This window comes from Sphaerochaeta sp., from assembly GCF_050256055.1.
Lineage (GTDB): Bacteria > Spirochaetota > Spirochaetia > Sphaerochaetales > Sphaerochaetaceae > Sphaerochaeta.
Genome location: NZ_JBFWIJ010000027.1, coordinates 17,494 through 44,158 on the forward strand (window position 1 = coordinate 17,494; position 26,665 = coordinate 44,158).

General features: G+C 51.4%; 24 protein-coding genes. 16 read left to right on the forward strand and 8 right to left on the reverse strand.

Annotated elements, in window-relative coordinates; genetic code table 11:
• Positions 1 to 5 precede the first annotated feature (5 nt).
• From AB7C91_RS10810 to AB7C91_RS10830, 5 genes are read left to right on the forward strand one after another with little or no spacing between them, the layout of a single operon-like run.
• On the forward strand, positions 6 to 896 hold the full coding sequence (locus AB7C91_RS10810; RefSeq protein ID WP_332446402.1) for a sugar ABC transporter permease: 891 nt from the start codon (positions 6 to 8) through the stop codon (positions 894 to 896).
• The gene (locus tag AB7C91_RS10815; protein WP_332446403.1) at positions 886 to 1,710 is read left to right on the forward strand and encodes a carbohydrate ABC transporter permease; all 825 of its coding nucleotides are present in this window, start codon (positions 886 to 888) and stop codon (positions 1,708 to 1,710) included. The genes AB7C91_RS10810 and AB7C91_RS10815 overlap by 11 nt, the downstream gene beginning before the upstream one ends.
• A gap of 12 nt (positions 1,711 to 1,722) precedes the next feature.
• A complete protein-coding gene (locus tag AB7C91_RS10820) occupies positions 1,723 to 2,640 on the forward strand; it encodes an amidohydrolase family protein (protein WP_332446404.1) in 918 nt (305 codons plus the stop codon).
• A 49-nt stretch (positions 2,641 to 2,689) separates the two neighbouring features.
• Positions 2,690 to 3,886 (forward strand): ROK family protein, encoded by a 1,197-nt coding sequence (locus AB7C91_RS10825; RefSeq protein WP_428591317.1) that lies wholly within the window; start codon positions 2,690 to 2,692, stop codon positions 3,884 to 3,886.
• Between the two features lie 58 nt (positions 3,887 to 3,944).
• Positions 3,945 to 4,574: a CatA-like O-acetyltransferase gene (locus AB7C91_RS10830; protein ID WP_428591320.1), complete on the forward strand. Its 630-nt coding sequence runs from the start codon at positions 3,945 to 3,947 to the stop codon at positions 4,572 to 4,574.
• Position 4,575: 1 nt separating this feature from the next.
• Here AB7C91_RS10830 and AB7C91_RS10835 read toward each other — a convergent pair whose 3' ends face one another.
• Positions 4,576 to 5,178: an HAD family hydrolase gene (locus AB7C91_RS10835; protein WP_428591323.1), complete on the reverse strand. Its 603-nt coding sequence runs from the start codon at positions 5,176 to 5,178 to the stop codon at positions 4,576 to 4,578.
• Between the two features lie 555 nt (positions 5,179 to 5,733).
• Between AB7C91_RS10835 and AB7C91_RS10840 the strand changes: the two genes are divergently transcribed.
• The 10 genes from AB7C91_RS10840 (at position 5,734) to AB7C91_RS10885 (ending at position 16,547) form a co-directional block, all read left to right on the forward strand.
• The gene (locus AB7C91_RS10840) at positions 5,734 to 6,219 is read left to right on the forward strand and encodes a nucleotide pyrophosphohydrolase (protein ID WP_428591326.1); all 486 of its coding nucleotides are present in this window, start codon (positions 5,734 to 5,736) and stop codon (positions 6,217 to 6,219) included.
• Positions 6,220 to 6,234: 15 nt separating this feature from the next.
• A complete protein-coding gene (locus AB7C91_RS10845; protein WP_428591329.1) occupies positions 6,235 to 8,184 on the forward strand; it encodes a DNA/RNA helicase domain-containing protein in 1,950 nt (649 codons plus the stop codon).
• 134 nt (positions 8,185 to 8,318) lie between these two features.
• Positions 8,319 to 8,930, forward strand: a complete 612-nt coding sequence (locus AB7C91_RS10850; protein ID WP_332446410.1) for a TetR/AcrR family transcriptional regulator — start codon at positions 8,319 to 8,321, stop codon at positions 8,928 to 8,930.
• Positions 8,931 to 8,940: 10 nt separating this feature from the next.
• Positions 8,941 to 10,230 carry a TolC family protein gene (locus AB7C91_RS10855; RefSeq protein WP_428591333.1) on the forward strand — a complete coding sequence of 430 codons (1,290 nt, stop codon included), beginning with the start codon at positions 8,941 to 8,943 and terminating at the stop codon, positions 10,228 to 10,230.
• Positions 10,227 to 11,123, forward strand: coding sequence for an HlyD family secretion protein (locus AB7C91_RS10860; protein WP_428591337.1), 897 nt, complete (start codon positions 10,227 to 10,229; stop codon positions 11,121 to 11,123). The genes AB7C91_RS10855 and AB7C91_RS10860 overlap by 4 nt, the downstream gene beginning before the upstream one ends.
• A gap of 2 nt (positions 11,124 to 11,125) precedes the next feature.
• A complete protein-coding gene (locus tag AB7C91_RS10865) occupies positions 11,126 to 12,052 on the forward strand; it encodes an ABC transporter ATP-binding protein (RefSeq protein ID WP_428591340.1) in 927 nt (308 codons plus the stop codon).
• A complete protein-coding gene (locus tag AB7C91_RS10870) occupies positions 12,049 to 12,786 on the forward strand; it encodes an ABC transporter ATP-binding protein (protein ID WP_428591343.1) in 738 nt (245 codons plus the stop codon). Before AB7C91_RS10865 ends, AB7C91_RS10870 begins: the two co-directional genes overlap by 4 nt.
• A complete protein-coding gene (locus AB7C91_RS10875; RefSeq protein ID WP_332446161.1) occupies positions 12,786 to 13,892 on the forward strand; it encodes an ABC transporter permease in 1,107 nt (368 codons plus the stop codon). The genes AB7C91_RS10870 and AB7C91_RS10875 overlap by 1 nt, the downstream gene beginning before the upstream one ends.
• Before the next feature lie 2 nt (positions 13,893 to 13,894).
• Entirely contained in the window at positions 13,895 to 15,004 is a 1,110-nt protein-coding gene (locus tag AB7C91_RS10880) for an ABC transporter permease (RefSeq protein WP_332446160.1), read from the forward strand.
• Between the two features lie 184 nt (positions 15,005 to 15,188).
• A complete protein-coding gene (locus AB7C91_RS10885) occupies positions 15,189 to 16,547 on the forward strand; it encodes a sedoheptulokinase (protein WP_332446159.1) in 1,359 nt (452 codons plus the stop codon).
• Positions 16,548 to 16,656: 109 nt separating this feature from the next.
• On the opposite strand, the gene AB7C91_RS10890 is transcribed toward AB7C91_RS10885, so the two are convergent.
• From AB7C91_RS10890 to AB7C91_RS10920, 7 genes are all read right to left on the reverse strand, one after another.
• Positions 16,657 to 18,162: a tripartite tricarboxylate transporter permease gene (locus AB7C91_RS10890; protein ID WP_332446158.1), complete on the reverse strand. Its 1,506-nt coding sequence runs from the start codon at positions 18,160 to 18,162 to the stop codon at positions 16,657 to 16,659.
• 12 nt (positions 18,163 to 18,174) lie between these two features.
• Positions 18,175 to 18,615 (reverse strand): tripartite tricarboxylate transporter TctB family protein, encoded by a 441-nt coding sequence (locus AB7C91_RS10895; protein WP_332446157.1) that lies wholly within the window; start codon positions 18,613 to 18,615, stop codon positions 18,175 to 18,177.
• A gap of 83 nt (positions 18,616 to 18,698) precedes the next feature.
• Positions 18,699 to 19,676, reverse strand: coding sequence for a tripartite tricarboxylate transporter substrate binding protein (locus tag AB7C91_RS10900; protein ID WP_428591349.1), 978 nt, complete (start codon positions 19,674 to 19,676; stop codon positions 18,699 to 18,701).
• Positions 19,677 to 20,041: 365 nt separating this feature from the next.
• Positions 20,042 to 21,028, reverse strand: coding sequence for a zinc-dependent alcohol dehydrogenase (locus tag AB7C91_RS10905; RefSeq protein ID WP_428591352.1), 987 nt, complete (start codon positions 21,026 to 21,028; stop codon positions 20,042 to 20,044).
• 19 nt (positions 21,029 to 21,047) lie between these two features.
• Complete coding sequence (locus AB7C91_RS10910; protein ID WP_332446154.1) at positions 21,048 to 21,674, reverse strand: aldolase; 627 nt, start codon at positions 21,672 to 21,674, stop codon at positions 21,048 to 21,050.
• On the reverse strand, positions 21,671 to 22,933 hold the full coding sequence (gene otnK / locus AB7C91_RS10915) for a 3-oxo-tetronate kinase (protein ID WP_428591355.1): 1,263 nt from the start codon (positions 22,931 to 22,933) through the stop codon (positions 21,671 to 21,673). The genes AB7C91_RS10910 and otnK overlap by 4 nt, the downstream gene beginning before the upstream one ends.
• Positions 22,934 to 22,941: 8 nt before the next feature.
• Complete coding sequence (locus AB7C91_RS10920; protein ID WP_428591358.1) at positions 22,942 to 24,339, reverse strand: NAD(P)H-dependent oxidoreductase; 1,398 nt, start codon at positions 24,337 to 24,339, stop codon at positions 22,942 to 22,944.
• 258 nt (positions 24,340 to 24,597) lie between these two features.
• Between AB7C91_RS10920 and AB7C91_RS10925 the strand changes: the two genes are divergently transcribed.
• Positions 24,598 to 26,475, forward strand: coding sequence for a sigma 54-interacting transcriptional regulator (locus AB7C91_RS10925; protein ID WP_332446151.1), 1,878 nt, complete (start codon positions 24,598 to 24,600; stop codon positions 26,473 to 26,475).
• Positions 26,476 to 26,665: the final 190 nt, after the last annotated feature.

Consider the following 26,665-nt stretch of genomic DNA (forward strand, 5'->3'; position numbering starts at 1 on the left):
CGACCATGGTAAAACATTCAGTGGAACGTACGAAACGGAGATGGGCCTATATATTTCTCATTGTCCCCCTCATTTTTTACGTCAGTATTCGGTTCTATCCAACGCTCTTTGCGTTTTTCCTTTCCTTGACCGATTGGAATATCGTCTCTACCAAGATGAATATCGTTGGTTTGGAGAATTATCGGAATTTGTTTGTTGATCCGGTTTTCTGGATCACCTTGGGCAATACCTTCAAATATGTGGTATTCGGTCTTCCGATCAGCTTGCTCATCGGATTCATCCTTGCCTATCAGATTGATCGTGTGGTATTCGGCGATGGTCTGTACAAGGCAATGTATTTCATCCCGTACATCACCAGTATGGTAGCGGTTGCCTGGGTATGGAGGTGGTTGTACCAACCGGTGCCCATCGGCATCTTCAATAATCTGTTTTCGGCAATTGGATTACCGACACAGCCGTTCCTGTCCAGCAAAAGCCAGGCTTTGCCTTCCATTCTTGGCACAACGGTTTGGGCTGATCTGGGCTTTCAGATGATCATATTCTTAGCAGGTATCAAGGCAATTTCCCTCAACCTTTTTGAAGCGGCGCGAATCGATGGAGCGAATGAGTCACAGATTCTCTTTCGCATCACTATACCCCAGATGAAGCCGACGATTGTGTTTCTTTGCATCACCGGTACCATCCGATACCTCAGGATTTTTACCCAGGTGATGAACATGACCTACCAAGGGGAAGGGGGGCCGTTGAATTCCACAAAACCCTTGGTATTGTATATTTATGACAGTGCGTTCAAGAGTTTCAAGATGGGTTATGCTGCAGCGATGACCGTGGTACTCTTCCTGCTGATCCTCTTGGTGACGCTGGTGCAAATGGTGGTGGCTAAAGATGAGAAATAAGAAGATACGAGCATCGGTGATCCTCCGCCACGCATTGCTGCTCCTGTTCGGGCTGGCGATGCTTTTCCCCTTCGTCTGGATGCTTGCCACTTCCTTGAAAAGTGGTGCTGAAGTATACAGCCTTTCCCTGATTCCCAAAAATCCCTCATTCAAGAACTATGTACGGTTGTTGACCTCTGGGAATTTCCCCTATTGGTTTTTCAATTCTCTGTATGTAGGAATGCTGGTAACGCTTTCGGTACTGTTTTTTGATTCATTGGTAGGGTTTACCCTCTGCAAATATGAGTTCAAGGGTAAGCGTCTTATCTTCTTGTTGATCCTCTCGACGATGATGATTCCCACAGAGATGCTGGTCATCCCTTGGTTCATCATGTCCAACAGTCTCAACTGGCTGGACACCTATTGGGGAATTCTCTTTCCCGGTCTGATGAGTGGATTTGGAACTTTTCTGATGAAATCGTTTTTTGAGGGAGTGCCCAATGATTTGTTGGATGCCGGGCGGATTGACGGTCTTCCGGAGTTCAAGATCTTCAGTCAAATCGCCTTGCCTCTGGTTCGCCCGGCACTTTCGGCTTTGGCAATTTTTACGTTCATCGGTAACTGGAATGCATTCCTCTGGCCTTTGATCGTGGTGAATAAGATAGAGCGGTATACTCTGCCCATCGGCCTTTCCTTCTTCAATGGTGAATTCCAGACACAGTGGGAAATGGTCATGACAGGAGCCTCTGTTGCGACAATACCGGTTTTTGTGGTGTTCCTGCTGTTCCAACGTCAGATTGTGCAGGGAATAGCCTTGACCGGTGTAAAAGAATAAGGATGGTTGGCTATGATACAAGATCTTCCGATATTGGATTTCCATTGTCATTTCCCGGTACAAGGTGAATGGTTTCCCGATTACCCTGATCGTAAGAAGGTTTCCTTCGATACTGCTTCCAGTCGAGACTATGGGGAAATTTGGCGTCAAGCATTCAATTTTCCCAAACCAGAGGAAGCAAGAACCGACGAAGAAATGGTTGCCTTGTACCTGAAGGACCTCGATGCCAAGGGCATTGAACGGGTGGTTTGGGTATCCGGAGGAGGCAATGAACGATTGGCCTCCATCCTGGCAATGGGAGGTGATCGGTTCATCGGGTTCGCCCATCACAATCCCGATGCCAAGGATGCAGCGATGCAACTCGAACATGCGTTTCGCGATCTTGGACTCAGCGGGTATAAGTTGTTGACGCCGGAGATCGAGACCCCGATCGATGACGAACGTTATTATCCACTGTGGGAGGTTTGCCAGGCCTATCATGTTCCGGTATTGCTTCATTTCGGATTGTTGGGTGCAGCTGGCGGTATTGCAACGGCTACGAATATCAGTCCATTACGGTTATCGAAGATTGCCCTGGATTTTCCTGATGTGAATTTTGTGGTTCCTCATTTCGGGTGTACCCATATGGGGGATCTTCTGCAATTATGCTGGACACGGCCGAATGTCTATGTAGATACTTCTGGAAGCAACCAGTGGATACGCTGGATGCCGTACCAACTGACATTGGAGGATGTAATTCGCAAATTCCTGGAAACGGTGGGGCCTTCACGCATCATCTTCGCCACTGACTCGTCTTGGTTGCCGCGTGGGTTTTCTTTGCCGTATCTGGAGGAACAACACCGAATCCTTCGCTTCCTGAATGTTCGGGAAGACGATCTGAAAGCCATTTTCCATGATACCGGTGCCCGGCTGCTTGGGTTGCGAACTTGAGTAGGCATGATACGTTTGATATGCTTTGCGGTATGAGGGTAGGTGTTTGATGACGGTTGTTACCACTACCGATGTTCGATTGGCTAATCTATTGAAGGTGTATGCCTCGCTCCGTGCCAAAAGCCCGATGACCAAGCGGCAATTGGCACAAGAGGTGGAACTCACGTTCGCTTCCGTTTCGAGTATTTGCAATCAATTGGTTGATCTCGGATTGGTTCGTTACGTTGATGAATCAATTTTCACCGGCGGAAGGAAGGCAATGGCTGTTTCATTCGCTTCGGAGTTTGCGTATTCCTTGGTGTTGGATATGCATCATACCGATTACATTGCCATGGCCTTGGTGGATCTTTCCAATTCCATTGTCAAGTCGAGAAAGGCTGTGGTGCCGGAAGAGCTTACGTTGGAAACCCTGATGGATTGTATCAGGCAATGCTATCTTGCGTTGGTGGCGGATTGTACAGGAAAGTTGTATTGCGTTTCCGTAGGGGTGTCGGCTGTCTATAATGAGCAGTCGCAGATTTTGCTGCAGGCATCGAATCCTCTGTTGGAACGGGTCAATCTTGCAATGCATTTGCATACGGTGTTTCCTGATCTTCCCATCTTGATTGAGAATGATGCCAACTTGGCTGCGTTCAGCCAACTCGATCCTCTCAAGCCGGGCAAGCGTGATCAATTGTTTGTATTCTTCACCCAAGGCATCGGATTAGGCTTGATCATTGACGGACAGCTGTATCGGGGTTCGCATGGGTTTGCCGGCGAGCTTGGGCATCTGAAATTGACCGGTGTCGACCGCACCTGTTCCAAATGTGGGAACGTCGGTTGTATGCGAACGGTGGTCCCGCTTACTTCGATCGCCCGTGATCTCGGGGAGATTGATATCCTCAGACGATCGGGAAGTCTTGCCTATTGCGACCATCTGTTGATGAGGGCGAATCAGGAACCTGAGGTTGTCCAACGCATTGACTATACGGCTCAGAAAATTGGGGAGGTACTTGCCGAGCTGTTCGATATTCTCAATCCCGAGCAGATTATTCTTGGTGGAAACAACTGGAAATTGTATCCGCTTATGGGAAATACCATCCGGCAGACGTGCAGAAGATTATCGAATCTTGCCCGGGAGGTGGATATTCAGATCCAATTTGTCAGCGAACCGATCAATGATTTGATCTTCAAAGGGGCAGGCGAGAAGGCCTTCCGATATTTTATCGAGTCATGTGTGCCTGAATTGCCTCTGGTTTCTTTCTAAGCCTTCTTGCAAGTAGGGCTGTTCTGCCATATCGTCTGAGTATGGAGGTATGATCCCTATGGATGCTCCCTATACCGTAATTGATATGGCCAATTGGAAACGTGCTCTTCATTGTCAGGTATTCCGAACGTATCTGGAGCCTTGCTATTGTGTGACGTTCGAGCTGGATGTCACCCATTTTCTTGCCCGGATACGGCAACTCGGGTATTCCTTCACCTTCAGCCTCATCTATCTGGTGTCATCCTGTGCCAATGAGATTGAGGAATTCCGGTATCGATTTGTTGACGGGAAGGTAGTGCTGTACCAGCGGGTCAACACCGCCTTTACGTATTTGGACGAACAATCCGAACTATTCAAAGTGGTATCGGTTCCGATGCAGGATACGCTGGAAGCCTACGTGTCGGTAGCCGAGAAACAGGCAAAGGCCCAGCAGGAATATTTCACCGGGCCGTTGGGTACTGATGTATTCCAATTCTCACCCTTGCCTTGGGTTTCCTATACACACATCTCCCATACGATCTCAGGAAACAAGGATGTTGCCACCCCTCTGTTTGACTGGGGGAAATACGTTGCCCGGGGTGGACGCGTGCTGCTTCCTTTCTCGGTACAGGTCCATCACTCGTTCGTTGATGGTATCCATATCGGTAGGTTTGCAACGGCTCTCCAGCAACGTTTGGATGCGTTGTAACCTAGGACAGGAGGCCCAGCGTACAAAGTTGGCTGCGTAGCTGGTCTGCTCCTGTATACAGATAGGCTGCCAACCCTTCAGTTTGTGCACTGAGCACGTTCTCCTGCATGTCATCGGTGAAGAACATCTCATCTGGTTTTACCTGTTCCTGCTGGAGAATGGTCCGGAAAAAGGCCCCATCTGGTTTTGCACAATGCATCAAGTGTGAAGCGTACACCTGGTCGAATATATCATACTGATGGAGTGCTTGGTGGATGGAATAATGCGCATCATGGACGTTGGTTCCGCAGATGATGCGAGCTCCCCTGTTTTTCAATTCGGAGAGTATCTTCAAGGTGGGGAGGTCGAGTTTCGGTGCAAAGAATTTTGCAAGCAGACTTGTCTCGTCATGCGGGACTTCTGAGTTGGTGATCCGCTCGTAGATGGACCAGAATTCCTGCTCGGTCAGTTCCCCTTTGCTGTGTGATATCAGTGCTTGTTTGATCAGGGGGGAGATGCCGGAGAACCCTGATTCCCTGCGACCCAAGTAAGGAAGCAATTTGGGGGCAACCAGGAAGTCGCGAACCAGTACCCCTCCCATATCGAACATACACACTTTGATCATATGCCATTCCTGTTGTTGATGACCAGAATATAGCATATTTTCCCAAAAGATGGGGAAGAGGGGGATATTGTTTTGCATAAAAGGAGATTCCCTGTGTGCCCATGTTCAGCAGCAATCCGTACCTAAGGATATTGGTTCAGTCGACCTGGGTATCCTCAGGTTCATCAGTCCCAAAGACCAAGATTTCCGAAATGCATCAAGTACTATTGCTTCGTACTTATCGGTTGAGAGCTTGCCATCGGCATACATTCTTTAGGCTGTTTCAACATTACTATCCCATCGTCAGCTTTTGGGTTTCAGCCGGTCGTGGTTCATCCAGAGCGGGAACATATCCCAAACTTCCTGTCGATGCTTTGGTATATTGTTCCAATCCTAGTATTGATGATGACGGTAGTCGACGGTGGTATGGCAAATGCTACCTTGCCTCATCCTTCCAAAACAAGGTATCGATGGATGCTTCGGTGTGGTATGATACGGAAAAAGGAATGCAGCATGACCGCATTGGTTACCCGTATACAGGAAATACAAACACTTCTTCATTGTTCTTCAAGAGAAATGGCTGAGAAAGCAGGCCTTTGTGAAGCAGATTACCGAAACGAACTGGAGAACCCCTCCGATACGTTCATTACCCGCCTCTGTACCTCTATTGGTGTTTCTGAACGCTATCTTCGGTATGGAAAGGGCCCTGTTTTCACGGAGCGGAGTCTGCCCGTTGCCGATATCCTTGCATTTCGGGATGCCAGGAACTGGAAGCAGTTTCATGCTCCGAAGGATCTGGCGATTTCCTTGAGCCTTGAGTCTTCGGAATTGCTTGAATGTTTCCAGTGGTCGGGCCGCGACCTTGAAGTAGTGGAAAAGAAACAGGCAATGGAGGAGGAACTGGCCGATATCCTCATCTACAGCGTACTGTTCGCCGATGCCATCGGTGTCGACATTCCCACGATCATCAAGGAGAAGCTGGAGAAAAACGGCAGGAAATATGCCGTCGAGCATGCGTATGGGAATGCCAAAAAATATACGGAATTTACCGATGCAGAATAACCTTGGGAGCGTGTGATGCTGGTATATGCAGGGGACAAGCAGCAGTTTCTTCAGGATGTCCGTACCAATGCCATCGACCGAAAAATCGAGCAATTGATGGCCTTGAAGTTGCATAAGCGGGTCGGCACCAGTGAAAAACAATCCTGGATCAACTCCCTGACGCAGATGCATTCCATCCTTCTTGATTCAGAAATCCCCGGCGATGCAGGGGTGGCGATCGAGTTTGCGATCCCCAATACCTCCAAACGGGTTGACTTCATCATCTCCGGTTTGGATGGAAGCGGTCGGCATAGTGCAGTTATAGTTGAATTGAAACAATGGAGTGAAGTCTTTCCCTTGGATTCAGTCGACCAATTGTTGCTTGCCGAACCCGAAAGCGAAATCAGGCAAGTAGAGACGTATCTGGGGGGAGGAAAGCACAAGGTTGTGCATCCCTCCTATCAGGCATGGTCATACCGAGCGTTCATCACGGACTACAACAGCAACGTGGAGGAAATTCCCATCGCTTTGCAAAGCTGCGCATACCTGCACAATTATTACCGCAAGGACCCTGATGATCCCCTGTTCATGCCGTATTTCAAGGACCTGCTTGAAGAGTCTCCACTGTTCTGCCGCAGTGACGCCCAGAAACTGAGCTCATTCATCAAACGGTACATACGCACCGGTGATGCGAAACAAACCCTGTACTACATTGAAGGGGGGAAGATCCGCCCGTCAAAGAGTTTACAGGATGCATTGGCATCCATGCTCAAGGGAAACCAGGAATTCGTATTGATCGACGAACAGAAGATTGTCTATGAACAGATGCTTGCGTTTTCAAGAAAGTCAGCTCACGATGGGGGAAAGCGGGTATTTCTCGTGCAGGGAGGGCCTGGTACCGGTAAGACCGTGGTAGCCGTCAATACGTTGGTGCGTTTGATAGCCGAAGGGCAGGTGTGCGCTTATGTAACCAAGAACAGTGCCCCGCGCAATGTGTTCGAGGCAAAGTTGAAAGCCGGCTCGTTCAAACGTAGGAACATTTCCAGTCTTTTCAAAAGTTCCTCCTCCTTCATCAATGCCGGGGCCGACGATTTTGGAACCCTCATTGTTGATGAGGCTCATCGACTGAACCGACGTTCCCAACAGGGGCCGAAGGTGGCGGGTGAGGATCAGATCAAAGAAATCATCAATGCAGCGAATTGCAGCATCTTTTTCCTTGATGAGGACCAGCGGGTGACCGCCCAGGATTATGGAACACGTGAAAGGATTCTGTTCTGGGCCAAGCAATTTGGAGCGGAGGTAGAGGAGGGCCGACTCGCCTCCCAATTCCGGTGCAACGGATCGGATGGATACCTCTCTTGGTTGGACGGGGTGCTCGGCATGCAAAGCGAAACCGCCAACCCGACATTGGATGGGATTCCCTATGACTTCCAGGTGATTGACGATCCTCTGGAACTCAAGCGCCTCATAGAGGAAAAGAACCAACCTGACAACAAGGCCCGTTTGGTTGCCGGCTATTGCTGGGAATGGAAATCAAAGAAGGCTTCAAACACCGATGCGGATATCGTCATTGGTGATTTTGCCATGCGGTGGAATCTGAGCAGCGACCCGGTCTTTGCCATTTCCAAACATTCGATTGAACAGGTAGGATGCATCCATACCACCCAAGGCTTGGAGTTCAGCTACGTCGGGGTGATCATCGGAGCCGATCTTCGCTTTGAAGCGGGAAAGGTGGTCACCGACTACCACAGACGCGCAAAGACGGACAAGTCTCTGCATGGCTTGGTGGGAAAGGCGAAAAAGGGTGACCGACAGGCAATCGATGCAGTGGATACCCTCATCCGAAATACCTACCGAACCTTGATGAGTAGGGGCCTGCAAGGCTGTTATGTCTACTGTGTGGATAAGGCGCTCGCCCAATTCCTGAAAACAAGAGTTAAGGGATATCAAGCGGAATCCTTGGACTCGGAGGCTGCTGAGTCCTGAGCAAAGACCCCCCCAATGTCCTGTTCTTCCTGGATTCCCCCTAGTTTGTTGCTTCTCTGTGTTTCTTTTCCCAAATCGCTTGACAAGATTGAATGGATTATTTAATAAGTCTATTAAATAGGTGGAACAACGATATGACTGATTCTGGGATGGAACAAACCATCATAGAGACGGCGGAACGGTTGTTCGTGGAACGAGGGTACGCCCTTACCTCGACAACCGATATAGCCCGGGAAGTGGGATGCAACCAATCCCTCATCAATTATTACTTTCGCAGCAAGGAAAAACTCTTTCAGGCGATCTTTGAGAAAAATGCGATAATCTTCTTCTCCTTGGTGAAGGAACCACTTGAGAAGAATATTCCATTTCTGGAAAAAATCAGGATACTGGCCGAAAGTCATTTCCAGATACTGCTGCAGCATGCGAAAGTACCCTTCTTCATTTTGAACGAAATTGGGACTAATCCGAAACAAATGGAAGCGATCAAGAGCATCGCAAAACAGAGCCTGCATGCCATCATACCCGTACTGGAACATGAACTTGCTGTTGAAATTGCAGAAGGCCGCGTCAGAAATACAACGCTCTTTGACATCTTGTTGAGTATGGCTTCCCTGAACCTCGGTGTTTTCCTGTTTCCCCCGATCTTGGAGAACATCATGGATCTGGGTGATGCCGATGTGCGTTCCCTGTTGCAACAACGAGGAAAGGAACATGCTCGCATACTCGTGACAAGCCTACTGCCTTGAGGAACCTACGATGAAAAACCGAATCAATACACAAGTACTGCTGCTTCTATTCTTTACCGTCACGTTGGCCCTGCCGCTGGCAGGAGAGGATATTACCCTGCAACAGTGCGAAGACCAGACAGCAATTCATTACCCGTTGGCCAAGCAAGCACAGCTTATCAGCATCATGGAAGCAGCCGATGCGGCGAATGCGCAAGCGCAATACCTGCCTCATGTGAATGTGGCGGCAAAGGCGAGCAGGCAATCGGACGCCACCTCGGTCAGTATTCCAGGAGGACTCACCCTGAATGGAAATCTGAACCAATACCAAGTGGTGGGGGAAGTGAACCAGCTCGTGTTCGATGGAGGGGCGGTATCTGCGCAAAAGAAAGGAGCACTTGCTGCATCCGCGGTCGCACAAAGCAAACTTGCAGTAAGCCTGGAGGCGGTGAAGCGAGCAGTGCGGGAAACCTATTTCACCGTTCTGTTTCTGGAAAGCCAACAGGAGCAAGTCACCCTCATGCAGCAGGAACTGAGCGACACGCATGCCAAACTTGAAGCCTATCGGGAAAATGGCCTGGTTACGCAATCGGATGTCGATGCCATCACCATAGAGAAGCTTACTGTGCAATCGCAATTGCAGGACCTGCAGATGAAGCGGGCGAGTGCTCTCTATGCGCTTTCCCAGATGACCGGTCTCAAGCTTGGTAATGACACCCACCTTGTTACTCCGCAGATCCCAATCCTCTCCGAAGAGAACCTGTCAGCTGGGAGAAAGGAGTATGCCCTCTATCAAGCGCAGCTGGATGCGGTGGATGCACAGAAACAGGCTTTGGATTCCAGCCTGTATCCCAAACTCAGCGTTTTCGCACAAGTTGGGTACAGCCAACCTGGACTGAATATGCTCAATACCGATCCTTCTTTTTGGTGGATCGCAGGGGTCAAGGGGTCGTTTTCGTTGGATCCTTACTACACCTATGCCGCCAACAAGGAAAAATTGGATGCTTCCAAGCAACAGGTTTTGGTGCAACAAGAGCAATTCAATCTTGACGAGGGAATCAAACTCAAGCAGAAGCGCAATGAGATCGAGGCACTGCAGCAACAACTGGCGATTGATGACCAGATCATTGCGCTCAAACGTTCGATCAAGGATGCAGATGAGGCAAAGATTGCAAATGGGGCACGCTCAGTATCGGATTTGATACAGGAGCTGCAGGAAGTTGCCTTGGCAGAAATTACAAAAGCGCACCATGAGGTGCAGTTGCTGCTGGCCCAAAGCGAGCTCAACCTCATCATAGGCAAGGGAGATATCCAAAAATGAAGCAACTAGCAATTGTGCTGATGATGGCACTGACGTTGGTCTCGTGTACGAACAATGAGGAGACGACGATAGCCGAGGGGAGTCTGGAGGCGAACCAAGTCATCGTCAGTGCTGAAGGCAATGGCCGGATCGTTTCCTTCGAAGCGGTGGAAGGAAGCCTTGTCGCCAAAGGTCAGGTTCTCGGGGAAATCGATCATCAGCAGTTGTTGCTGCAGCGCAAGCAACTGCTTGCTTCCCAGAAGCGGGTGGAAAGTCAGAAACCGGATGTGCAGGTTCAGCTTGCACCGTTGCAAGACCAGCTGGCTACAGCTAAAACCGAACAGGAACGTATTACCCGGCTGTTCAAAGCTGATGCTGCCAGCCAAAAACAACTGGATGACATCAATGCCCAGGTTCGGACGATGAGTTCGCAACTGGCAGCCCAGCGCCTGTCGCTCGAACAAAGCGTGCAAAGCATTGAAAGTGAGCTCGCATCCCTGTCGTTCCAGATTGCACAATTGGATGATCAGATTGCAAAATGCACCATCACCAGCCCGATCGACGGGGTATTGCTCACCTCCTATGCACTAGCAGGAGAGTTTACTTCGATCGGACGGGCCCTGTTCACGGTCGCCGACTTGGAGCATGTGTATCTACGAGCGTATATAAGCGCCGACCAACTGACTACCTTCAAGCTCGGAGATACCGTTACGGTTGCCGTTGATTACGGTGCATCAGAAAAGAAATTCTATACAGGAACTCTCTCCTGGATCTCCGAGAAAGCGGAATTTACCCCGAAGACGGTCCAGACGCGGGATGAACGCGCTACCTTGGTGTATGCAATCAAGGTGTCGTTGGTCAATGACGGATACCTGAAACTGGGCATGTATGGCGCAATCGTAGAGGGCAAGTGAGTATGACCCGGTTTGCAGTAAAAACTGAGGGGATTGAGAAACACTATGGCAAGGTTCATGCCCTCAAAGGGGTGGACCTAATGGTGGAGCAAGGTGAAATCTTCGGCTTGATCGGTTCCGATGGAAGCGGAAAAACTTCGTTGTTTCGGATCCTGACCACCTTGGTTCTCCCCGATGGAGGATCGGCAACCGTCGGGGGATTCGACGTTGTCTCCGAGTATCGGAAGATACGGAAGATCATCGGCTATATGCCCGGTCGGTTTTCTCTGTATCAGGATCTGAGTGTTCGTGAAAACCTTGATTTCTTCGCGACGGTCTTCAATACCACCGTCGAGGAAAACTATGATTTGATCAAGGAAATCTGGGTTCAGCTGGAGCCGTTTGGCAGCCGAAGGGCGGGTGCCCTGTCTGGCGGAATGAAGCAGAAGCTGGCACTCTGCTGTGCATTGGTTCACCGTCCTGACATTCTGTTCCTGGATGAGCCGACAACCGGGGTTGATCCGGTTTCCCGCAAGGAATTCTGGACCATGGTGAGCCGTTTCAATCGGGAAGGTATTTCCATCCTGGTTTCCACCCCTTATATGGATGAAGCCGCTTTGTGCAACCGCATCGCTTTGATAGATGACGGAACCATTCTGGAGACCGGTACTCCGAGCCAGCTTTCAGCTAATTACCTTGATGATCTGTGGTCGGTTACAGGGGACTCTCTGCATTCGTTGCTCGTCCTGTTGAAGTCGCATCCGAGCATGCATTCCTGTTTTTCCTTTGGAAGTTCCATCCATTTCAGCACCGCATCCGGTGCGATCAACAAGGATGTACTGGCCCGTTGGTTGGAAAGCCATGACCAGACAGGCGTATCGGTAAAACCGATCAAGCCGACCATCGAGGACCGGTTTCTCTCGCTTTCTACAAAAGGAGCGCATCGATGAATGCCATCACCGCCAGCGATCTGACCAAGAAATTCGGATCATTCACCGCGGTCGACCATATCGATTTCGAGGTGGCCGAAGGGGAGATTTTCGGCTTTCTCGGGGCGAACGGGGCAGGGAAGACAACGGCGATGCGGATGCTCACCGGATTGTTGAAACCCACCGACGGAAGGGCCTTGGTTGCCGGGTTCGATATCAAGAAACAAAGTGAAAAGGTCAAAGCCAATATCGGGTACATGAGTCAGCGTTTTGCGTTGTATGGTGATTTGACTGTTTCCGAAAATATCCGGTTGTTCGGAGGTATCTATGGGATGGATGCAAAGGTAATCAAAGAAAAGCGGGACCGCCTGCTGGAAGAGCTGCACCTGGAAGAGGAGAAGGACAGCTTGGTCTCCCGCCTCCCTTTGGGATGGAAGCAGAAACTCGCGTTCTCCGTGTCCATTTTTCACAATCCGAAAATTGTATTCCTCGATGAACCGACCGGCGGGGTGGACCCTGCTGCACGTCGACGATTCTGGGAGATGATTTACGCGGCCTCTGAACAGGGGATAACAGTGTTTGTGACTACGCACTATATGGATGAGGCTGAATACTGCAACCGAGTTTCCATCATGGTTGATGGTCGGATCGAAGCACTCGATTCCCCCCATGCCTTGAAGGCGCAGTATGGAGTTTCTTCCATGGATGAGGTGTTTCAGATGATCGCCCGCAGAGCGACAAGGACGGCTGACTGATGCATGCACTTTCCGCCTTCGTACAGAAGGAGTTCCACCATATCCTGCGTGACCGATGGACGCTGATCATTTTGTTGGTCACCCCGATCATCATGCTGATTCTCATCGGATTTGCCATGACGACGGAGGTCAAGGGAACGACATTCATGGTGGTAGCCCCCGAACGTGATGCCTCCACGACCGAGTTGGTTCAGACCCTTTCCCAAAGTGTCTATTTTACCTTTGGAGGATACCTTCCCGACGAACAGTCGATCGATACGGCACTCCGGCAAGGTAGGGCGGGTTTGGTGGTGGTGTTTCCTTCTCATTTTGCATCCGACCGCATGAGAACAGGGGCCGCTTCGGTCGCCGTCATCACCGACGGCAGTGATCCCAATACGGCCAAAACCCTGACCAACTATGCGAGTGCGATCATGTTGGAATGGGCTCAGCAGCGGAACCTGACGATCCAACATACACCGTCCATCGGTGTGGAGACCCGATTGTTGTACAACCCTGCGATGAAGGGTGCCTACAATTTCGTCCCGGGTGTACTCGGTATGATTCTGCTTTTGATCTGTGCTATGATGACTTCCATTTCCATCGCCCGGGAAAAAGAGTCGGGTACCATGGAGATCCTGCTCTCCTCTCCCATGCAGCCGGTGGCCATCATCCTGGCAAAAACGATTCCGTATTTTGTCCTGTCCTGCTTGAATTTGCTGACCAGTTTGGCCATGTCCATGGCGGTGTTGGGCGTTCCTGTGCGGGGAAGTTGGATCGCACTTATAGCTGTTTCGCTTCTCTATATTTTCGTGGGATTGTTGCTTGGTGTCATGATTTCCACCATTGCCAATTCACAGCTTGTCGCCTTGCTGGTTTCCGGCATGGGGTTGATGCTGCCGGTCATGTTGCTTTCGGGGATGATGTTTCCCATTGAATCCATGCCGCTTCTGCTCAGGTTGGTTTCACATATCATCCCGGCCCGGTGGTATGTGTCGGCGATGCGGAAGATTATGATCAAGGGGCTTGGGTTCGGCTCGATCATCACCGAGCTTTCGGTACTGGCTTGCATGGCGGCGGTGTTGCTGGTGATCAGTCTCAAGAAGTTCAAGCCCAGATTGGAGTAGTTATGTTGCGATACCTTGTCCAGAAAGAGTTCCTGCAAATCAGGCGTAATCCATTTCTTCCCAGGATGGTCCTCATGTTTCCGTTGATGATCCTGCTGGTGTTGCCGTTTGCCGCCAATTTTGATATCAAGAACATCAATCTGGTGGTGGTTGATCATGATGAGAGTATGCTCTCCGAGCGATTGGTGAAAAAGATTGAAAGCTCGGGTTATTTCAGATTGGCAGGATATTGCTACAACGATTCCGAGGCCCTTGGCATGGTGGAGCTTGGTAAGGCGGATACAATTCTGGAGATTCCCTATGGCTTTGCCAAGGACTTGGGCAAGGGTAGCGTTCCCGAGGTCCTGATTTCCGCTGACACGGTCAATGGGACGAAAGGGGGATTGGGTAGTGCCTATTTGACGACGGTCATCCAGGATTTCAGTGCCGATCTTATTCAGGAAACCCAACCGATTCCCGGGAACCAGAAATCTTTGGTTACCATTGAGCCTCAGTATCGGTATAATCCGTATCTGCTGTATCCTGATTTTATGATTCCTGCACTGATGGTCATCGGGCTGCTCTTGATCACCGGGTTCCTGCCCGCACTCAATATCGTCGGGGAGAAGGAGTCGGGAACCATCGAGAGTATGAATGTGACCCCAGTAAGGAAGTTGACGCTCATCCTTTCAAAGTTGATCCCGTATTGGGTCATCGGGTTTCTGGTATTCTCATTCATGTTGGCTCTTGCCTTTTTCGTCTGGGGTCTCTCCATAACCGGCAGTCTTTTGGCGCTCTATCTGGCTGCACTCTTGTTCGTGTTTACGATTTCCGGTTTCGGCTTGATCATTTCCAACTATGCGAACACCTACCAACAGGCGATGTTCATGATGTTCTTTTTTGTCATGATCTTTGATTTTCTCAGTGGGTTGTTCACCCCGATCGCAAGCATGCCCGAATGGGCGAAGCTCATCAGTTATGCCAGTCCGCTCCGCTATATGATCGAGGTGCTTCGGGGGGTGTATCTCAAAGGCTGTACGATACCGGACTTGGTGGGACAATACCTGCCTTTGGGCGTACTGATGATTCTTTTCAACAGCTGGGCGATCATCAGCTACCGGAAGAAGAGTTAATGCAGTGTTTCTGAACGGGGATGCTGCGTGAACGGTAGGGCTTTTTTCTCGGAGTGATTGTCTCTGATCGAAGTACTTCCAAAGCATGATTTTTCAGGCGTATACAGTATTCACTGCTCTTTCCTTGTCCTGATACGTCCTTTATACTTTTCCTATTGATTACTCTGAGCCGGAGGAACGATGGATGGGTGCAGTACATATTGGGCTTGATATCGGGACGACGAATATCACGATGGTGGTCTTGGACCTCGAGCAACAAAGCGTGCCTTCCTCACGTTCGATTCCCAATGTCCGTTACCAAACAGGGGAATCGTATGCCTATGCTCAGGATCCCGTGGCGATCGAACAGGCGGTACGGAGTTTGCTCGCGCAGGTAAAACAGCCCATTGGGTCTCTTTGTGTCACCGGCCAAGTGCACGGCATCGTCTATCATGATGCTGCAGGCAAGGCTGTTTCTCCTCTCTATACCTGGCTCGACCGCAGGGCGATGGAAGCGATCGATGGGGTGGATTCCCAACATTTGCTGTACGAAAAGACCGGAGTGCTGCTTCCCTCAGGCTATGGTCTTTTAGCCCATTATGCCAATCGACGGTTGGGGAAAGTCCCAGAGGAATCCACAGGTTTCTGCGGTATTCTGGAATATGTGACCGGCCGTTTGATCGGTTCGGTCCTCGACCGGTCCGATCCAAGCTGTCTCGGCCCATTCGGGGCATTCGATCCTGTTGCCTCGCATTTCAATTCCAACGTTCTTCAGGAAGTGTTCGGGAGTACAGAACCCCGGTTCCTCGATTCTTGCACACCATTTGCGTTGGCAGGGTATACACCTGAAGGAATACCGGTCGCCTATCCGGTAGGCGACAACCAAGCCGGCTTCTTCGGCATGGTCTCTGATTGGCAGCATTCGGTCTTGGTGAGCATGGGTACCAGCGGTCAACTGTCCTTGTTCAGCACTGATTCCAATTGCCCTTCTTCCATGGAACTCAGACCGTTCCTCGGCGAAGGGTTCCTGCATGTCGGAGCCACGTTGACGGCAGGCAAAGCCTATGAGACCGTCCAGCGTTTCATCGCCTCCACCATTCGGAGTGCAGGCATGGACATCAGTGATGAAGCGGTATTTACCTTGATGAAACAGACAGGACAGACAGAAGGAAAACCGGGTGCCTTGCAGATCGATACGCGTCTGAATGGGTCCAGAAAGGATCCGGCGGTACGGGGTTCGATCAGAGGGATTGATCTCGACAACCTGACCTTGGGAAACCTGGTGATCGGGACCATCGATGGCATCGTGGATGAACTCCACCAATTCAGCACCGAATCGGGCGAACGTTTTGCAAAGATGCAACGCATCATCGCCACCGGAAGCTCGGTCCGGAAGAATCCATTGTTCAAGGATGCATTGGGACGGGCGTTCAGACTGCCCACCACCATAGCAGAGGTTGACGATGGGGCGGGGTTCGGAGCTGCCCTTATTGCAGCGGTGGCAACGCGGGCCTTGGGCCGGAACGAGTCCCGCTCATTGGTCGGAAAACTGCTTGGAACGTGAGGAACCGACACGATTACCTTCCTCTTGGTACACAGAACAGCCGGACTTTTTGGAGTCCGGCTGTTTCTTGGATTAGGCTCTATTTCTCAGATCCAGCAGTATGCTTGGATCAATGTACCCGCTTCTTCTTGATCAACTTCATAACCATCGGGGCAAATATGAAGAGCGCAGTAGCGATCAGCAGCACTGCGGAGATCGGTTTCTCAATGAAGATTTTCGCAGAACCATTGGAAATCGAGAATGCCCGCCTGATCGCCTGTTCAAACCGTGGGGCAAGTACGAAGGCGAGCAGGATCGGGGCAACCGGGTATTGGTGTTTTTGCATAATATAAGCAACCACCCCGGCTCCGATCATGAACCATACGTCAAACATATTGTTGTTCACCGAATAGGCTCCTACGATACATACGAAGACGATGATCGGCGCAATGATACCTCGGGGAATTTTCAAAATCGACATCAAAAAGGGAATGATCACCAGACCGGCGGCGATACAGGCGAGATTACCGATGTACATCGAACTGATGAGTCCCCAAACAAAATCTGTCTGCTGGATGAACAACAGCGGACCGGGTTGCAGGCCCCACATCATCAGACCTCCCAGAAGGACTGCCGTGGTACCCGAACCGGGAATGCCGAGGGTCAGGAGAGGAGCAAAAGCTCCGACGGCTGCGGCATTGTTGGCAGCTTCCGATGCGGCCACTCCCTCGATGGCACCACTGCCCATCTCCAGGGAATTCTTTCCGGTCTTCTTTTCCAGGACATAGGAAAGGAAGGATGCAGTGGTTCCCCCTGCGCCGGGAAGGAATCCGACGAAATTGCCGAGGATTGCACTCTTAAGCATGGTGGGAAGAATCCGTTTGAATTCGCCCCAATCCAGGAGACTTTCCTTTAATGTAAGCCGTTTGCCCGTGATCAGCGAATCCCCTTCATCCTGTTTGCTCATTAGTTCCATGACTTGGGGAAGCCCGAACATTCCGATGACCAAGGGAATAAAGGCGAAACCGCTCAAGAGGTTCACCGAGCCGAATGTATACCGGCCGACCCCTCCTGCCATCGTGTCCATACCGACTGTTGAAAGGAGGATGCCCAGAGCGGATGCGACGATCCCTTTGAGCGGATCTTCTCCCAGCAGCCAACCGATCGAAGTCAGGGCGAGGAGTATCAATGCTGCAATCTCCGCAGGACCGAATTTTAAGCCGACTTTTGCCAGCCAGGGACCGAACAATGTCAGCGTGACGATTCCGATCGTTCCCCCGATGAATGAGGAAATGTTCGCGGCAAACAGCGCTTTACCGCCTTTTCCCTGCCGGCTCATCGGATACCCATCCAGTGCGGTCATGACTGCAGGCGAATCGCCGGGAATATTGAGCAAGATGGCACTGTAGGCACCACCATACATGTTTCCATAGTAAATTGCAGCCAGCATGATGATTGCTGAAGTAGGATCCATCTTGAAGGTAAGGGGAAGCAGCAAGGCCACGCCCGTGACCGCCCCGATACCGGGCATTGCCCCGACGAACAGTCCCATGAATCCACCTGCAATGGCAAGCAATACATTCGTTACCGAGAAGGAGGTCCCGAATCCTTGCATGAGAAGATTGAAATTACCCATACCGTCCCTCCTTTAGAACATCTGAAACAAAAAGCCTCTGGGGAACGGGACACGAAGCCACATTCCGAAGATGCCGTAGATGAAAGCGGTGAATATTGCACTGGTCAACAGTGTCTTCACCCAAGAGTATTTACTGAGGAACCGCATCCAGATGGTGGTGAAAAGGAACACCGAAAGGGCGATGCCGACAACCTGGAGCATGAATCCCCCGAGAACGGCAGCAGCTACCGGTATGAATGCACTGCTCTGGAATGCGGCGGTCTTTTCTTTCTTCTTGCCGAACACCGTTTTGATGAGAATTGCCAGAGCGGCTACCAGAACAATGATTGCGAAGACCACCGGGACGAATCCTCCGCCGGGCCTTCCTTTTTCCCAAAAATCGTAACGAACGATACCTTGCTGTATCCACACGATCGCAACGATGATTTCAATGACTACGAGTACAATATCCATGAGCACAGCCGTCCTGTTGGTACACTCATGAAGAGGAGAAATGCCTCTCCTCTTCATGTATTACGTTGTATCTGTTCAGTCTTTTACTCGAACAGCCCGATCTTCTTTCCCATCTGGAAGAGCTGCTCGGAATTTTGGGTAGCATAGGGTCCGAATTTGTCAGCACCCATGTACGTACCGTCAAGCGCACTCTTCTTGATATAGTTCGTCTTCCATTGTTCGGTTGCAGCAACCTGTTCGAAGACCTTCGACCAATAGGCCACCGTCTCTTCGGTCATGCCCTTACCGCCCATGATGCCGCGGAACATCTGGAATTTCACATTCGGATACCCCAGTTCTGCAAACGTGGGAGCGGAAGCGAACACGCCGTCAAGTCTCGTTTCGGAGAAGGAAGCCAACGCAGCCATCATATTCGCCTGGATCTGACCGATGCATTCGTTGGGATTCATGATACCGAACGCGACATGGCCACCGAGCATGGCACTCGAGATTTCTCCGGCGCTATCGAAATACACGCCGTTGAGCTGGATCCCTGCTTCCTGGTTGATCATTTCAACACAAAGACGATCGAGGTTGTCGGCAACACCAACAGAGATCCCTCCGGGGTTCTTCTTTGCAGCGGCAATGACGTCGGCGAAACTCTTGTAGGGAGAATCGGTTGCAGCTACAAAGAGGACGTTGTCCATTGCTAGTGCTGCAATGGGGACGAGGTCCGCAGCATTGACTTCCGTGCTTGCCCTGAGCCCGAGAACCTGTGCTCCATTGAGGGCAACCAGTGTGTAGTTCCCGTCACGGTTGGGGTCCGCTGCATACGCTGCTCCGACCGTACCGCCACCACCGGGTTTGTTGACGACTACGACATTGCCGTCGACGAGTTTGTTCTTGTTGATGATATCAACGATCAGACGACAGAACGTATCGGTACCGCCGCCGGCGCTGGCTGGCGCGACGAACTCAACCGGACGATCGGGATAGGCGCCTTTGGCTTCCGTGGTTCCCTGAGCGTTCAGCATGCTCATCGTGATCAGTACCAAAAGTACCATGATCAAAGATTTCTTCATTCCTTTCTCCTTTTTGTTGTCTGACTGATACAAGCGCGCATGCGCATGCTTTCAGTCATAAAGCAAAATGCAGAAGGCGTGCCAATTACTGGAATGTATACAATTTTTCTTCATAATTCATAGTCTATCAATCAATTACTCTTGCATCAAACATTTTCGGTATCTCTTGAGTGTATTGCATAGCTGGAAAAAGATTGCAGTTTCGCATATCTTGCGTTGCATGCGTTGCATCAAAAGCATTGAAGGTGTTGGTGCATCCCTCTTGCTGGGCGCAGCGAAAAGGGGTAGCTAATTTTGTATACAAAACGGCCATTGCAGGTAAATATGCATGCAATGGCCGTTCTCCAAGGCTGAAAACGCATAGCTCAGGGGCGGAGTGTTATCTTGATCGCCGTATCATCCTTGTCCGCAAGTTCGAAGGCCTGCTTGATCTCTTCAAGCTTGAACTCATGGGTTATCAGGGAATTGATGTCGATTTGCCCGGTAATGACCGGCCGTAACGTCTCGGGCGTCCAGACATACCGCTCCTGCCAAGTATGATGGACGAGACAGGTGTTGATGAATTGCAACCCGTCATCATGCCATCGGCTGATATTCAGCGTGATGGGTTCGGTCACCCAGCTGTAGAAAACGAACTTGCCGTTGTGTCTGATCAACTCGCTGGCTGCATTGAACGAGTCGGCGCTTCCTGCGGCTTCGACCACGACATCGGCGCCGATTCCTCCGGTCAAATCCTTGACGATCTGAACCGGGTCCTCCTTGGTGATATTGATCGTCACATCGGTTCCCAGCTTTTTGGCAATCCTCAGTTTTCCTTCAAGGGTGTCGACGACTATCACCTTATGGGCTCCTTTGGCCTTGGAGCACTGGGCGATGATCTGACCTGCGAACCCTCCTCCCATGATCACCACCGTATCCCCGAGTTGTACCTGGGAATTGAGGCCTGAATACATGGCACAGGAAATCGGTTCTCCCAGGCTTGCCAGATCCATGCCCAAACCCTTGGGGACCGGTTGCAGCTGCCAGGTTTTGGACAGGAAGTAATCGGCATAGTTGTTGTTCCAACCGAAGGCGATCACCTCGTCCCCAACTTGGTACTCCGATACCCTCGCACCGACCTCGACGATGGTTCCTCCACTCTCGTGTCCGAGCGGGAACGGAAATGTCGGTGCATGCCGAAATTCCGCCGTCTTCGGGGGAAGCTTTCCCCGGTAGAACAGCTTGTCCGATCCGCAGATGCCCATGCGGTGGTTCTTGACGATTACTTCATCCTCGCCGCATACCAATTTTCGTTCGATCAGATCAATGTCATAGGGTCCCTTCAGCAGGGCTGCCCGGGTGGTGACTGCCATAGTGCATACTCCTTGTTCGTTATGATTGGTTCATCAATTGAGCGATCTCGTGTTCGCTCAGGTACTTCACCGTTTCTCCTTTCAGAAGATAGACCAATTTAGCCGTCTCCTCGAATTCCTCCATCAGGTCCATTGCCGATTCCAAGGAATCGCCGGTGGTCACCGGGCCGTGATTCTGCAGCAGGAATGCATTCCGTTTGCCAGCCCATTTGCCTAGTTCCCGAGCAAGGTTCTCATCTCCCGGCTTGCAGTAGGGGATCAAGGCAACCTTGCCGATCTTCATGACGAAGTAGGGGGTGAAGGGTCGAATACTGTTCTCTTCGTCCAAATCCTTGATGCAGGAAAGACGGGTCGTCCAAGTGGAATGGAGATGGACCACCGCCTGCACCTTCGGATCCTGGTAGAGGGCAAGGTGGAACTTCACCTCCTTGGAGGGTTTCTTCCCGCTCAGCAGGCAGCCTTGGGAATCGATCAGGGACAGTTCCTCGGCTTTGAGCCTTCCCAGGCATGCACCGGTTGGGGTGGCCAGGAAGGTTTGCTCGTCCACTCTGGCCGAGACGTTGCCGGCCCCACCGACGGTAAATCCCCGGTCGTAGAGGGAGCGGCAAAGATCGACCATGTTCGTTCGCAGTTCCGATTCGCTCATACCATCTCCTTTTGTGCCTTGAGGAAGAAATCGTCCGCTCCGAAGTTTCCTGACTTGAGGGCCAGATACACTTCCTGGTCGACCGCCTTCACCCAAGGAATCCCAGGATCAATCTGCGGTCCGATGGAGAATGCACTGATACCCAACCGCTGTACCACGTTGCCGGAGGTTTCTCCTCCTGCAATGATGAAATTCCTCACTCCCAGCTGTTTCAGTTCGACGGCAAGGTTTCCGAAGAATTCCTCGATGGCATGTTCAACCAAACCGGAAGGATATGTTTCCTTGGTACGTGCCAGTTGTTCGGGAGGAACCGTGGCATAGACAAGTGGTGCGAATGGATCGTCAAGGCGGGGAATCAGGTACGCAACCACTCTAGCGAGGTAATGCGACCGGTCTTTGAGCAGGGTCTCCACCTCGATCTTGAATGCATCGGCACTGTTGAGGTAGACGCTGACTTGCCTGTTGGTCGCCTCCGAGCAGGAACCGGCGAATACGATCGTCTTGGCGACCTTCGGCCGTCCGATTCCAACCGTCTTGGTTTTTCGTTTGGGAGAAGCTTGAAAGTGTTTTGCCAGGGAAACGGCAAGGCCTGATGCACCGGTGAGCAGGGGCATTTCAAGCAAGGCTTGTGCTGCGATGTCCAGATCATCCTGTTGGATTGCATCAAGGACGACGTACCGGTACCCCGATTCCTTCGCCTGGGTGAGGAATCGGCGTACCGAATCCACCCCTTGGTGCAGGATGTCGATGCTCAGTGTTTCTGCTTTTCCACTCGATTGGCTTTCCATGAGTCGGGAGAGTTTTGAGTCCTTCATCGGGGTGACCGGGTGGTTGCGCATACCCGATTCATGCAAGAGTTGGTTGTACACGAACAGGTATCCGCGATAGACCGTCCTTCCATTCACGGGAAGAGCAGGGCAGATGACGGTCAAGTCGGTGCCGAGGGCTTGCATCAGGGCATCGGTGACCGGGCCGATGTTGCCCTGCTCGGTGGAATCGAAGGTCGAGCAGTATTTGAAGTAGAACTGGTTGCACCCTTGGTCCTGCAACCATTGCAGGGCTGCAAGCGAATCCCTGACCGCCTCGGTTTTCAACGACGAACGCGATTTGAGGCTGACCACGTACGAATCGGCTTCTGCGTGGAAATCAGGGGAAGGGACCCCATTGGTCTGAATCGTCATCATCCCGTTGGATGCCAGAAATCCCGCAATATCGGTGGCTCCGGTAAAATCATCTGCTAGTATGCCGAGTTTTCTCATGGTGCATCCTATGGCTTCGGTGAAAGGAACGCGGTATCCTGCTCTCTCCGGAGGGACCAGAGGATTGAATCCTTCACCGGTTTTTCAAGCATGTCCGCAGTAAGCAGTTCTCCTGCCTTCACATCCTTTTTCAACGTCATGCCGTCAGCCAGGTAGTAGGGGAGTTGCCCCTGTGCATCGATTCGCGCTGCCGGGCGGAGGATTCCATCGAATCCTTCGATCACATGATGATGGCCGACCGCCTTGAGCTGGGTTCCCCGCTGCATGTCTCTGTTCGCTCTTGCAACCAGATCGTATCGGGGAGTCGGGGCCTCCGCTCCTGTGGGCAGGCCGAGCATTCCGACGGAGAAGACGCTGTACAGTGCCTCGAAGCCAAGGTAGTGTGCCGGGTAATAGATCATCGCAGTCTTGCCGTTCCTGCTTACCGGCACCCCTTTCCCCTTGAGTACCTGCCAGGTTTGTTCGTCATCACAGGCGACGACGACAAATTCACCGCCTTCCATGCTCTGTTCGTCGGTACGGCGCAGGCAGTTGAAGACATCGATTTTGCATTTCCCGCTGAACAACCCTCCCCTGTCTTTTGGACACATGAGGTCCGCTACTTCCAAGGTCCGGGCGATCGGGTAGTGGAATGCTTCGATGTCGGGGTCGAACTCAGGAAGGTGATTGCAGACGATCGACATTTCCGCAAGGTCGGGAATCGCCCGTTGGCCGAACATATCCAGCATCTCGCTGCGTTTTTGTACGGTTTTCTCATAGTCGTCCCCGAGGTCCCACACCTCGGCAAAATGCGGGATGTGTTCTTTCCTGCCCAGTACCTCGATACTCGATTCCGCACTGTCGTAGATGAAGTCATACTCGCTTGCCTTGCCGATGCCCAGGATGGTAAGCCCTGCATTCCGCACCCAGGTAACCAATCCGATGAGTAGCGAAGGCTGGTCCCCTTCGGCAAGCGAGTAGATGACCCCGTTTTCCCTGGCTTTTTTGGACAAGAGCGGCCCGACTACGGAATCAGACTCCTTGGTTACGGCAATGACATGTTTGCGGTGTTGGATGGCGCATAGGGCATAGGAAGCCGAGGCTTCGGGGTTTCCCGTACCTTCGACGACTACGTCGAACGGCATTTCCATGGCAAGGTCTATGTCGTCGAATATGAGTGATTTTCCTGCTGCGAATGCCTCGAGTCCGGTCTGTTTGTCCGTACAGTGGATGATGTCCCGGCTGTCAACTCCTACCGAGCGATAGGCATCGATACAGCGTTGGATGTTCCTTCCACACAAAACCCGGATGGAGAGCTTCTTGTTTCTCACCCCGTAGGTGAACAAGGAATGATTGAATCCTCCCACTCCGATGATAGCCAGTTCCAGGGGTTGTTCGGATTTGGGAAACAGCAGGTCATAATTCATGGACGATGCTCCTTACGTGCAATGCTGGTGATACCTTCACCTCAATGCAAAAAGAGTGCCAAGGTACAGGCTGGTTCACCTTCAATCGGATTTTTTTTCTAATTCTTTCGCGTGGTTGAATGTACGTTTCCTTTTCCAAGCAGGGTGGTCGAGCTTGGTTGGCTCGGGGGCGGGGATTCTGCATCTTTTCGCTTGCAAATCCAATTGTACGCATGCAAACTATATTGCGATTATGCAAGCTGAAAAAGAAGGATCCGTATGATTGACATTTCGTTCATCGTCCCCTATGAATCGATGAAATACGTTGTCGAGGACATTTTCAGGGAACACCCCGATCGGGCGGAAATCCAGGCGAACATCCTTACCAAGACGGTCGAGGAGATCAAGAAGGAAGATCTGGAGAATGCCGATATTGTGATTGCACGAGGATACTCGGCCAACCGGGTGAGGGCGACCAATGTTCCGGTATTGCCTATTTCCGTGACGGGTTTCGATATCACGGTGGCATTGAATGCGTGCATCCAGAAGTTCAATCCCAAGAAGATCGCAGTCATCGGGCCACTGAATACGGTCTATGGCATCGAGGAAATCGAGAGTGTGTTCCCCTGCGAGATCCAAAGCTATCAGGTTTCCGATCCGCTGGACCTTGAAGAGACCATTCTCAAGGCACAGCGCGAGGGCTCGACGGCGATCATTGCCGGCAAGAGCGGGACCTCAATCGCTTCTCGTCTGGGTATCGACTCCACCATGATTCTCAGCGGTCGCAAGACGGTGTTGCAGTCGATCGATGAGGCAATCCGTACGGTGCGCCTGATGCGTCAGGAGCGGGAACGGACCGATCGGTTCAAGGGAATCATGGACTATTCGTTCGAGGGGATCCTTTCAGTGAATACCCAAGGCGTCATCACGACGGCGAACAATTATGCAAGAAAGGTACTCGACGGCTTGGAGGATGAACCAGAGGAGGTTCGGCTGAAGGATGTGCTTCCCCAGCTTGACATCCAGTCGGTGCTCGAGGGCAGGAGTAAAATCCTGGGCGAATTGGTGCAGATCCAGAAGAACCTGTACACATTCAACTGTGTGTGTGCCGGCGACACCGGGGCGGTGGTGACCTTCACCAATATTTCCAAGATCCAGGAACTGGAAGGACAGATCAGGACCAAGTTGCACAAGAAAGGCTTGGTGGCGAAGTATCAGTTCAAGGATATCATCGGAGGCGAGAGTCGGCTGGTTGAGACGGTCAAGATGGCGAAGAAATTCAGCCGGGTTGAGTCGAACATCTTCATCTATGGTGAGACAGGGACTGGGAAGGAACTGTTTGCCCAGAGTATCCATAATGCGAGTGTTCGACGTGAACAGCCGTTTGTCGCCATCAACTGCGCCGCTTTGGCGGACAACCTTCTGGAGAGTGAGCTGTTCGGGTATGTCGACGGGGCGTTCACCGGCGCCTCCAAAGGCGGCAAGCCGGGGTTGTTCGAGCTTGCCCATCGGGGTACGGTCTTTCTTGATGAGATCGGCGACATCTCGCCGTCGTTGCAGAGCAAACTGCTGCGCGTTCTGCAGGAACGGGAGATCATGCGCCTTGGCCATGACCAGGTGATTCCGATCGATATCAAGATCATCAGTGCATCCAACAAGAACCTGCGCGACCTGGTTGACCGAGGGGAATTCAGGGAGGACCTGTTTTATCGGCTGAATGTGCTGAAACTCAAGCTTCCTCCCCTGCGCGAACGTCCGAATGATATCGTCGAACTTGCCGAATTTTTCATCAAGGTGAACCGGAAGAAGTTCGGAACCGAATCGATTTCGCTTACCGAGGAATCCAAGGCGCTGATCAAGAGCTATCCTTGGCCCGGCAATGTGCGGGAACTTGAGAATTTTTGCGAGCGGCTGTGCGTCCTGCTTGATGATGGGATTGCAGACGTACAGGATGTCCGGTTGTGTTTGGAGGAATCGGTACGGCTTGATGAAGGGCCGGTGGTTCCGAACAACCTGAGTTCGGCGGCTTTCGTCAGCGAAAAGGAAATTCTCATCCAGACCCTTGAGGCAAGCAGAAACAAGCGAGAGGCGGCGCAGAAACTGGGCATAGATCCCTCCACCCTTTGGAGGAAGATGAAGAAGCATGGGTTGGAGTAGGGGCTGTGATGAAGCTTCCTTGCGCTATTGAGGTGTTGACTTCTTCTTTGCATTGATCGGGATCGCCGTCGGTATCTCAGCTTTGACTGAGAGATCGCCCATGAGATAGATCTTTGCATTCGGGTTTTTCTTGTCTTTTCTGAAGTCTGCCGGGGTCATTCGATAGTGTTCTTTGAACCTATGATAGAAG

What these genes read in the sequence shown, in the direction of transcription:
- AB7C91_RS10810 (WP_332446402.1), top strand. Translation starts at nt 6, where the DNA reads ATGGTAAAACATTCAGTGGAACGTACGAAACGGAGATGGGCCTATATA.
- AB7C91_RS10815 (WP_332446403.1), top strand. Translation starts at nt 886, where the DNA reads ATGAGAAATAAGAAGATACGAGCATCGGTGATCCTCCGCCACGCATTG.
- AB7C91_RS10820 (WP_332446404.1), top strand. Translation starts at nt 1,723, where the DNA reads ATGATACAAGATCTTCCGATATTGGATTTCCATTGTCATTTCCCGGTA.
- AB7C91_RS10825 (WP_428591317.1), top strand. Translation starts at nt 2,690, where the DNA reads ATGACGGTTGTTACCACTACCGATGTTCGATTGGCTAATCTATTGAAG.
- AB7C91_RS10830 (WP_428591320.1), top strand. Translation starts at nt 3,945, where the DNA reads ATGGATGCTCCCTATACCGTAATTGATATGGCCAATTGGAAACGTGCT.
- AB7C91_RS10835 (WP_428591323.1), bottom strand. Translation starts at nt 5,178, where the DNA reads ATGATCAAAGTGTGTATGTTCGATATGGGAGGGGTACTGGTTCGCGAC.
- AB7C91_RS10840 (WP_428591326.1), top strand. Translation starts at nt 5,734, where the DNA reads ATGGCTGAGAAAGCAGGCCTTTGTGAAGCAGATTACCGAAACGAACTG.
- AB7C91_RS10845 (WP_428591329.1), top strand. Translation starts at nt 6,235, where the DNA reads ATGCTGGTATATGCAGGGGACAAGCAGCAGTTTCTTCAGGATGTCCGT.
- AB7C91_RS10850 (WP_332446410.1), top strand. Translation starts at nt 8,319, where the DNA reads ATGACTGATTCTGGGATGGAACAAACCATCATAGAGACGGCGGAACGG.
- AB7C91_RS10855 (WP_428591333.1), top strand. Translation starts at nt 8,941, where the DNA reads ATGAAAAACCGAATCAATACACAAGTACTGCTGCTTCTATTCTTTACC.
- AB7C91_RS10860 (WP_428591337.1), top strand. Translation starts at nt 10,227, where the DNA reads ATGAAGCAACTAGCAATTGTGCTGATGATGGCACTGACGTTGGTCTCG.
- AB7C91_RS10865 (WP_428591340.1), top strand. Translation starts at nt 11,126, where the DNA reads ATGACCCGGTTTGCAGTAAAAACTGAGGGGATTGAGAAACACTATGGC.
- AB7C91_RS10870 (WP_428591343.1), top strand. Translation starts at nt 12,049, where the DNA reads ATGAATGCCATCACCGCCAGCGATCTGACCAAGAAATTCGGATCATTC.
- AB7C91_RS10875 (WP_332446161.1), top strand. Translation starts at nt 12,786, where the DNA reads ATGCATGCACTTTCCGCCTTCGTACAGAAGGAGTTCCACCATATCCTG.
- AB7C91_RS10880 (WP_332446160.1), top strand. Translation starts at nt 13,895, where the DNA reads ATGTTGCGATACCTTGTCCAGAAAGAGTTCCTGCAAATCAGGCGTAAT.
- AB7C91_RS10885 (WP_332446159.1), top strand. Translation starts at nt 15,189, where the DNA reads ATGGGTGCAGTACATATTGGGCTTGATATCGGGACGACGAATATCACG.
- AB7C91_RS10890 (WP_332446158.1), bottom strand. Translation starts at nt 18,162, where the DNA reads ATGGGTAATTTCAATCTTCTCATGCAAGGATTCGGGACCTCCTTCTCG.
- AB7C91_RS10895 (WP_332446157.1), bottom strand. Translation starts at nt 18,615, where the DNA reads ATGGATATTGTACTCGTAGTCATTGAAATCATCGTTGCGATCGTGTGG.
- AB7C91_RS10900 (WP_428591349.1), bottom strand. Translation starts at nt 19,676, where the DNA reads ATGAAGAAATCTTTGATCATGGTACTTTTGGTACTGATCACGATGAGC.
- AB7C91_RS10905 (WP_428591352.1), bottom strand. Translation starts at nt 21,028, where the DNA reads ATGGCAGTCACCACCCGGGCAGCCCTGCTGAAGGGACCCTATGACATT.
- AB7C91_RS10910 (WP_332446154.1), bottom strand. Translation starts at nt 21,674, where the DNA reads ATGAGCGAATCGGAACTGCGAACGAACATGGTCGATCTTTGCCGCTCC.
- otnK (WP_428591355.1), bottom strand. Translation starts at nt 22,933, where the DNA reads ATGAGAAAACTCGGCATACTAGCAGATGATTTTACCGGAGCCACCGAT.
- AB7C91_RS10920 (WP_428591358.1), bottom strand. Translation starts at nt 24,339, where the DNA reads ATGAATTATGACCTGCTGTTTCCCAAATCCGAACAACCCCTGGAACTG.
- AB7C91_RS10925 (WP_332446151.1), top strand. Translation starts at nt 24,598, where the DNA reads ATGATTGACATTTCGTTCATCGTCCCCTATGAATCGATGAAATACGTT.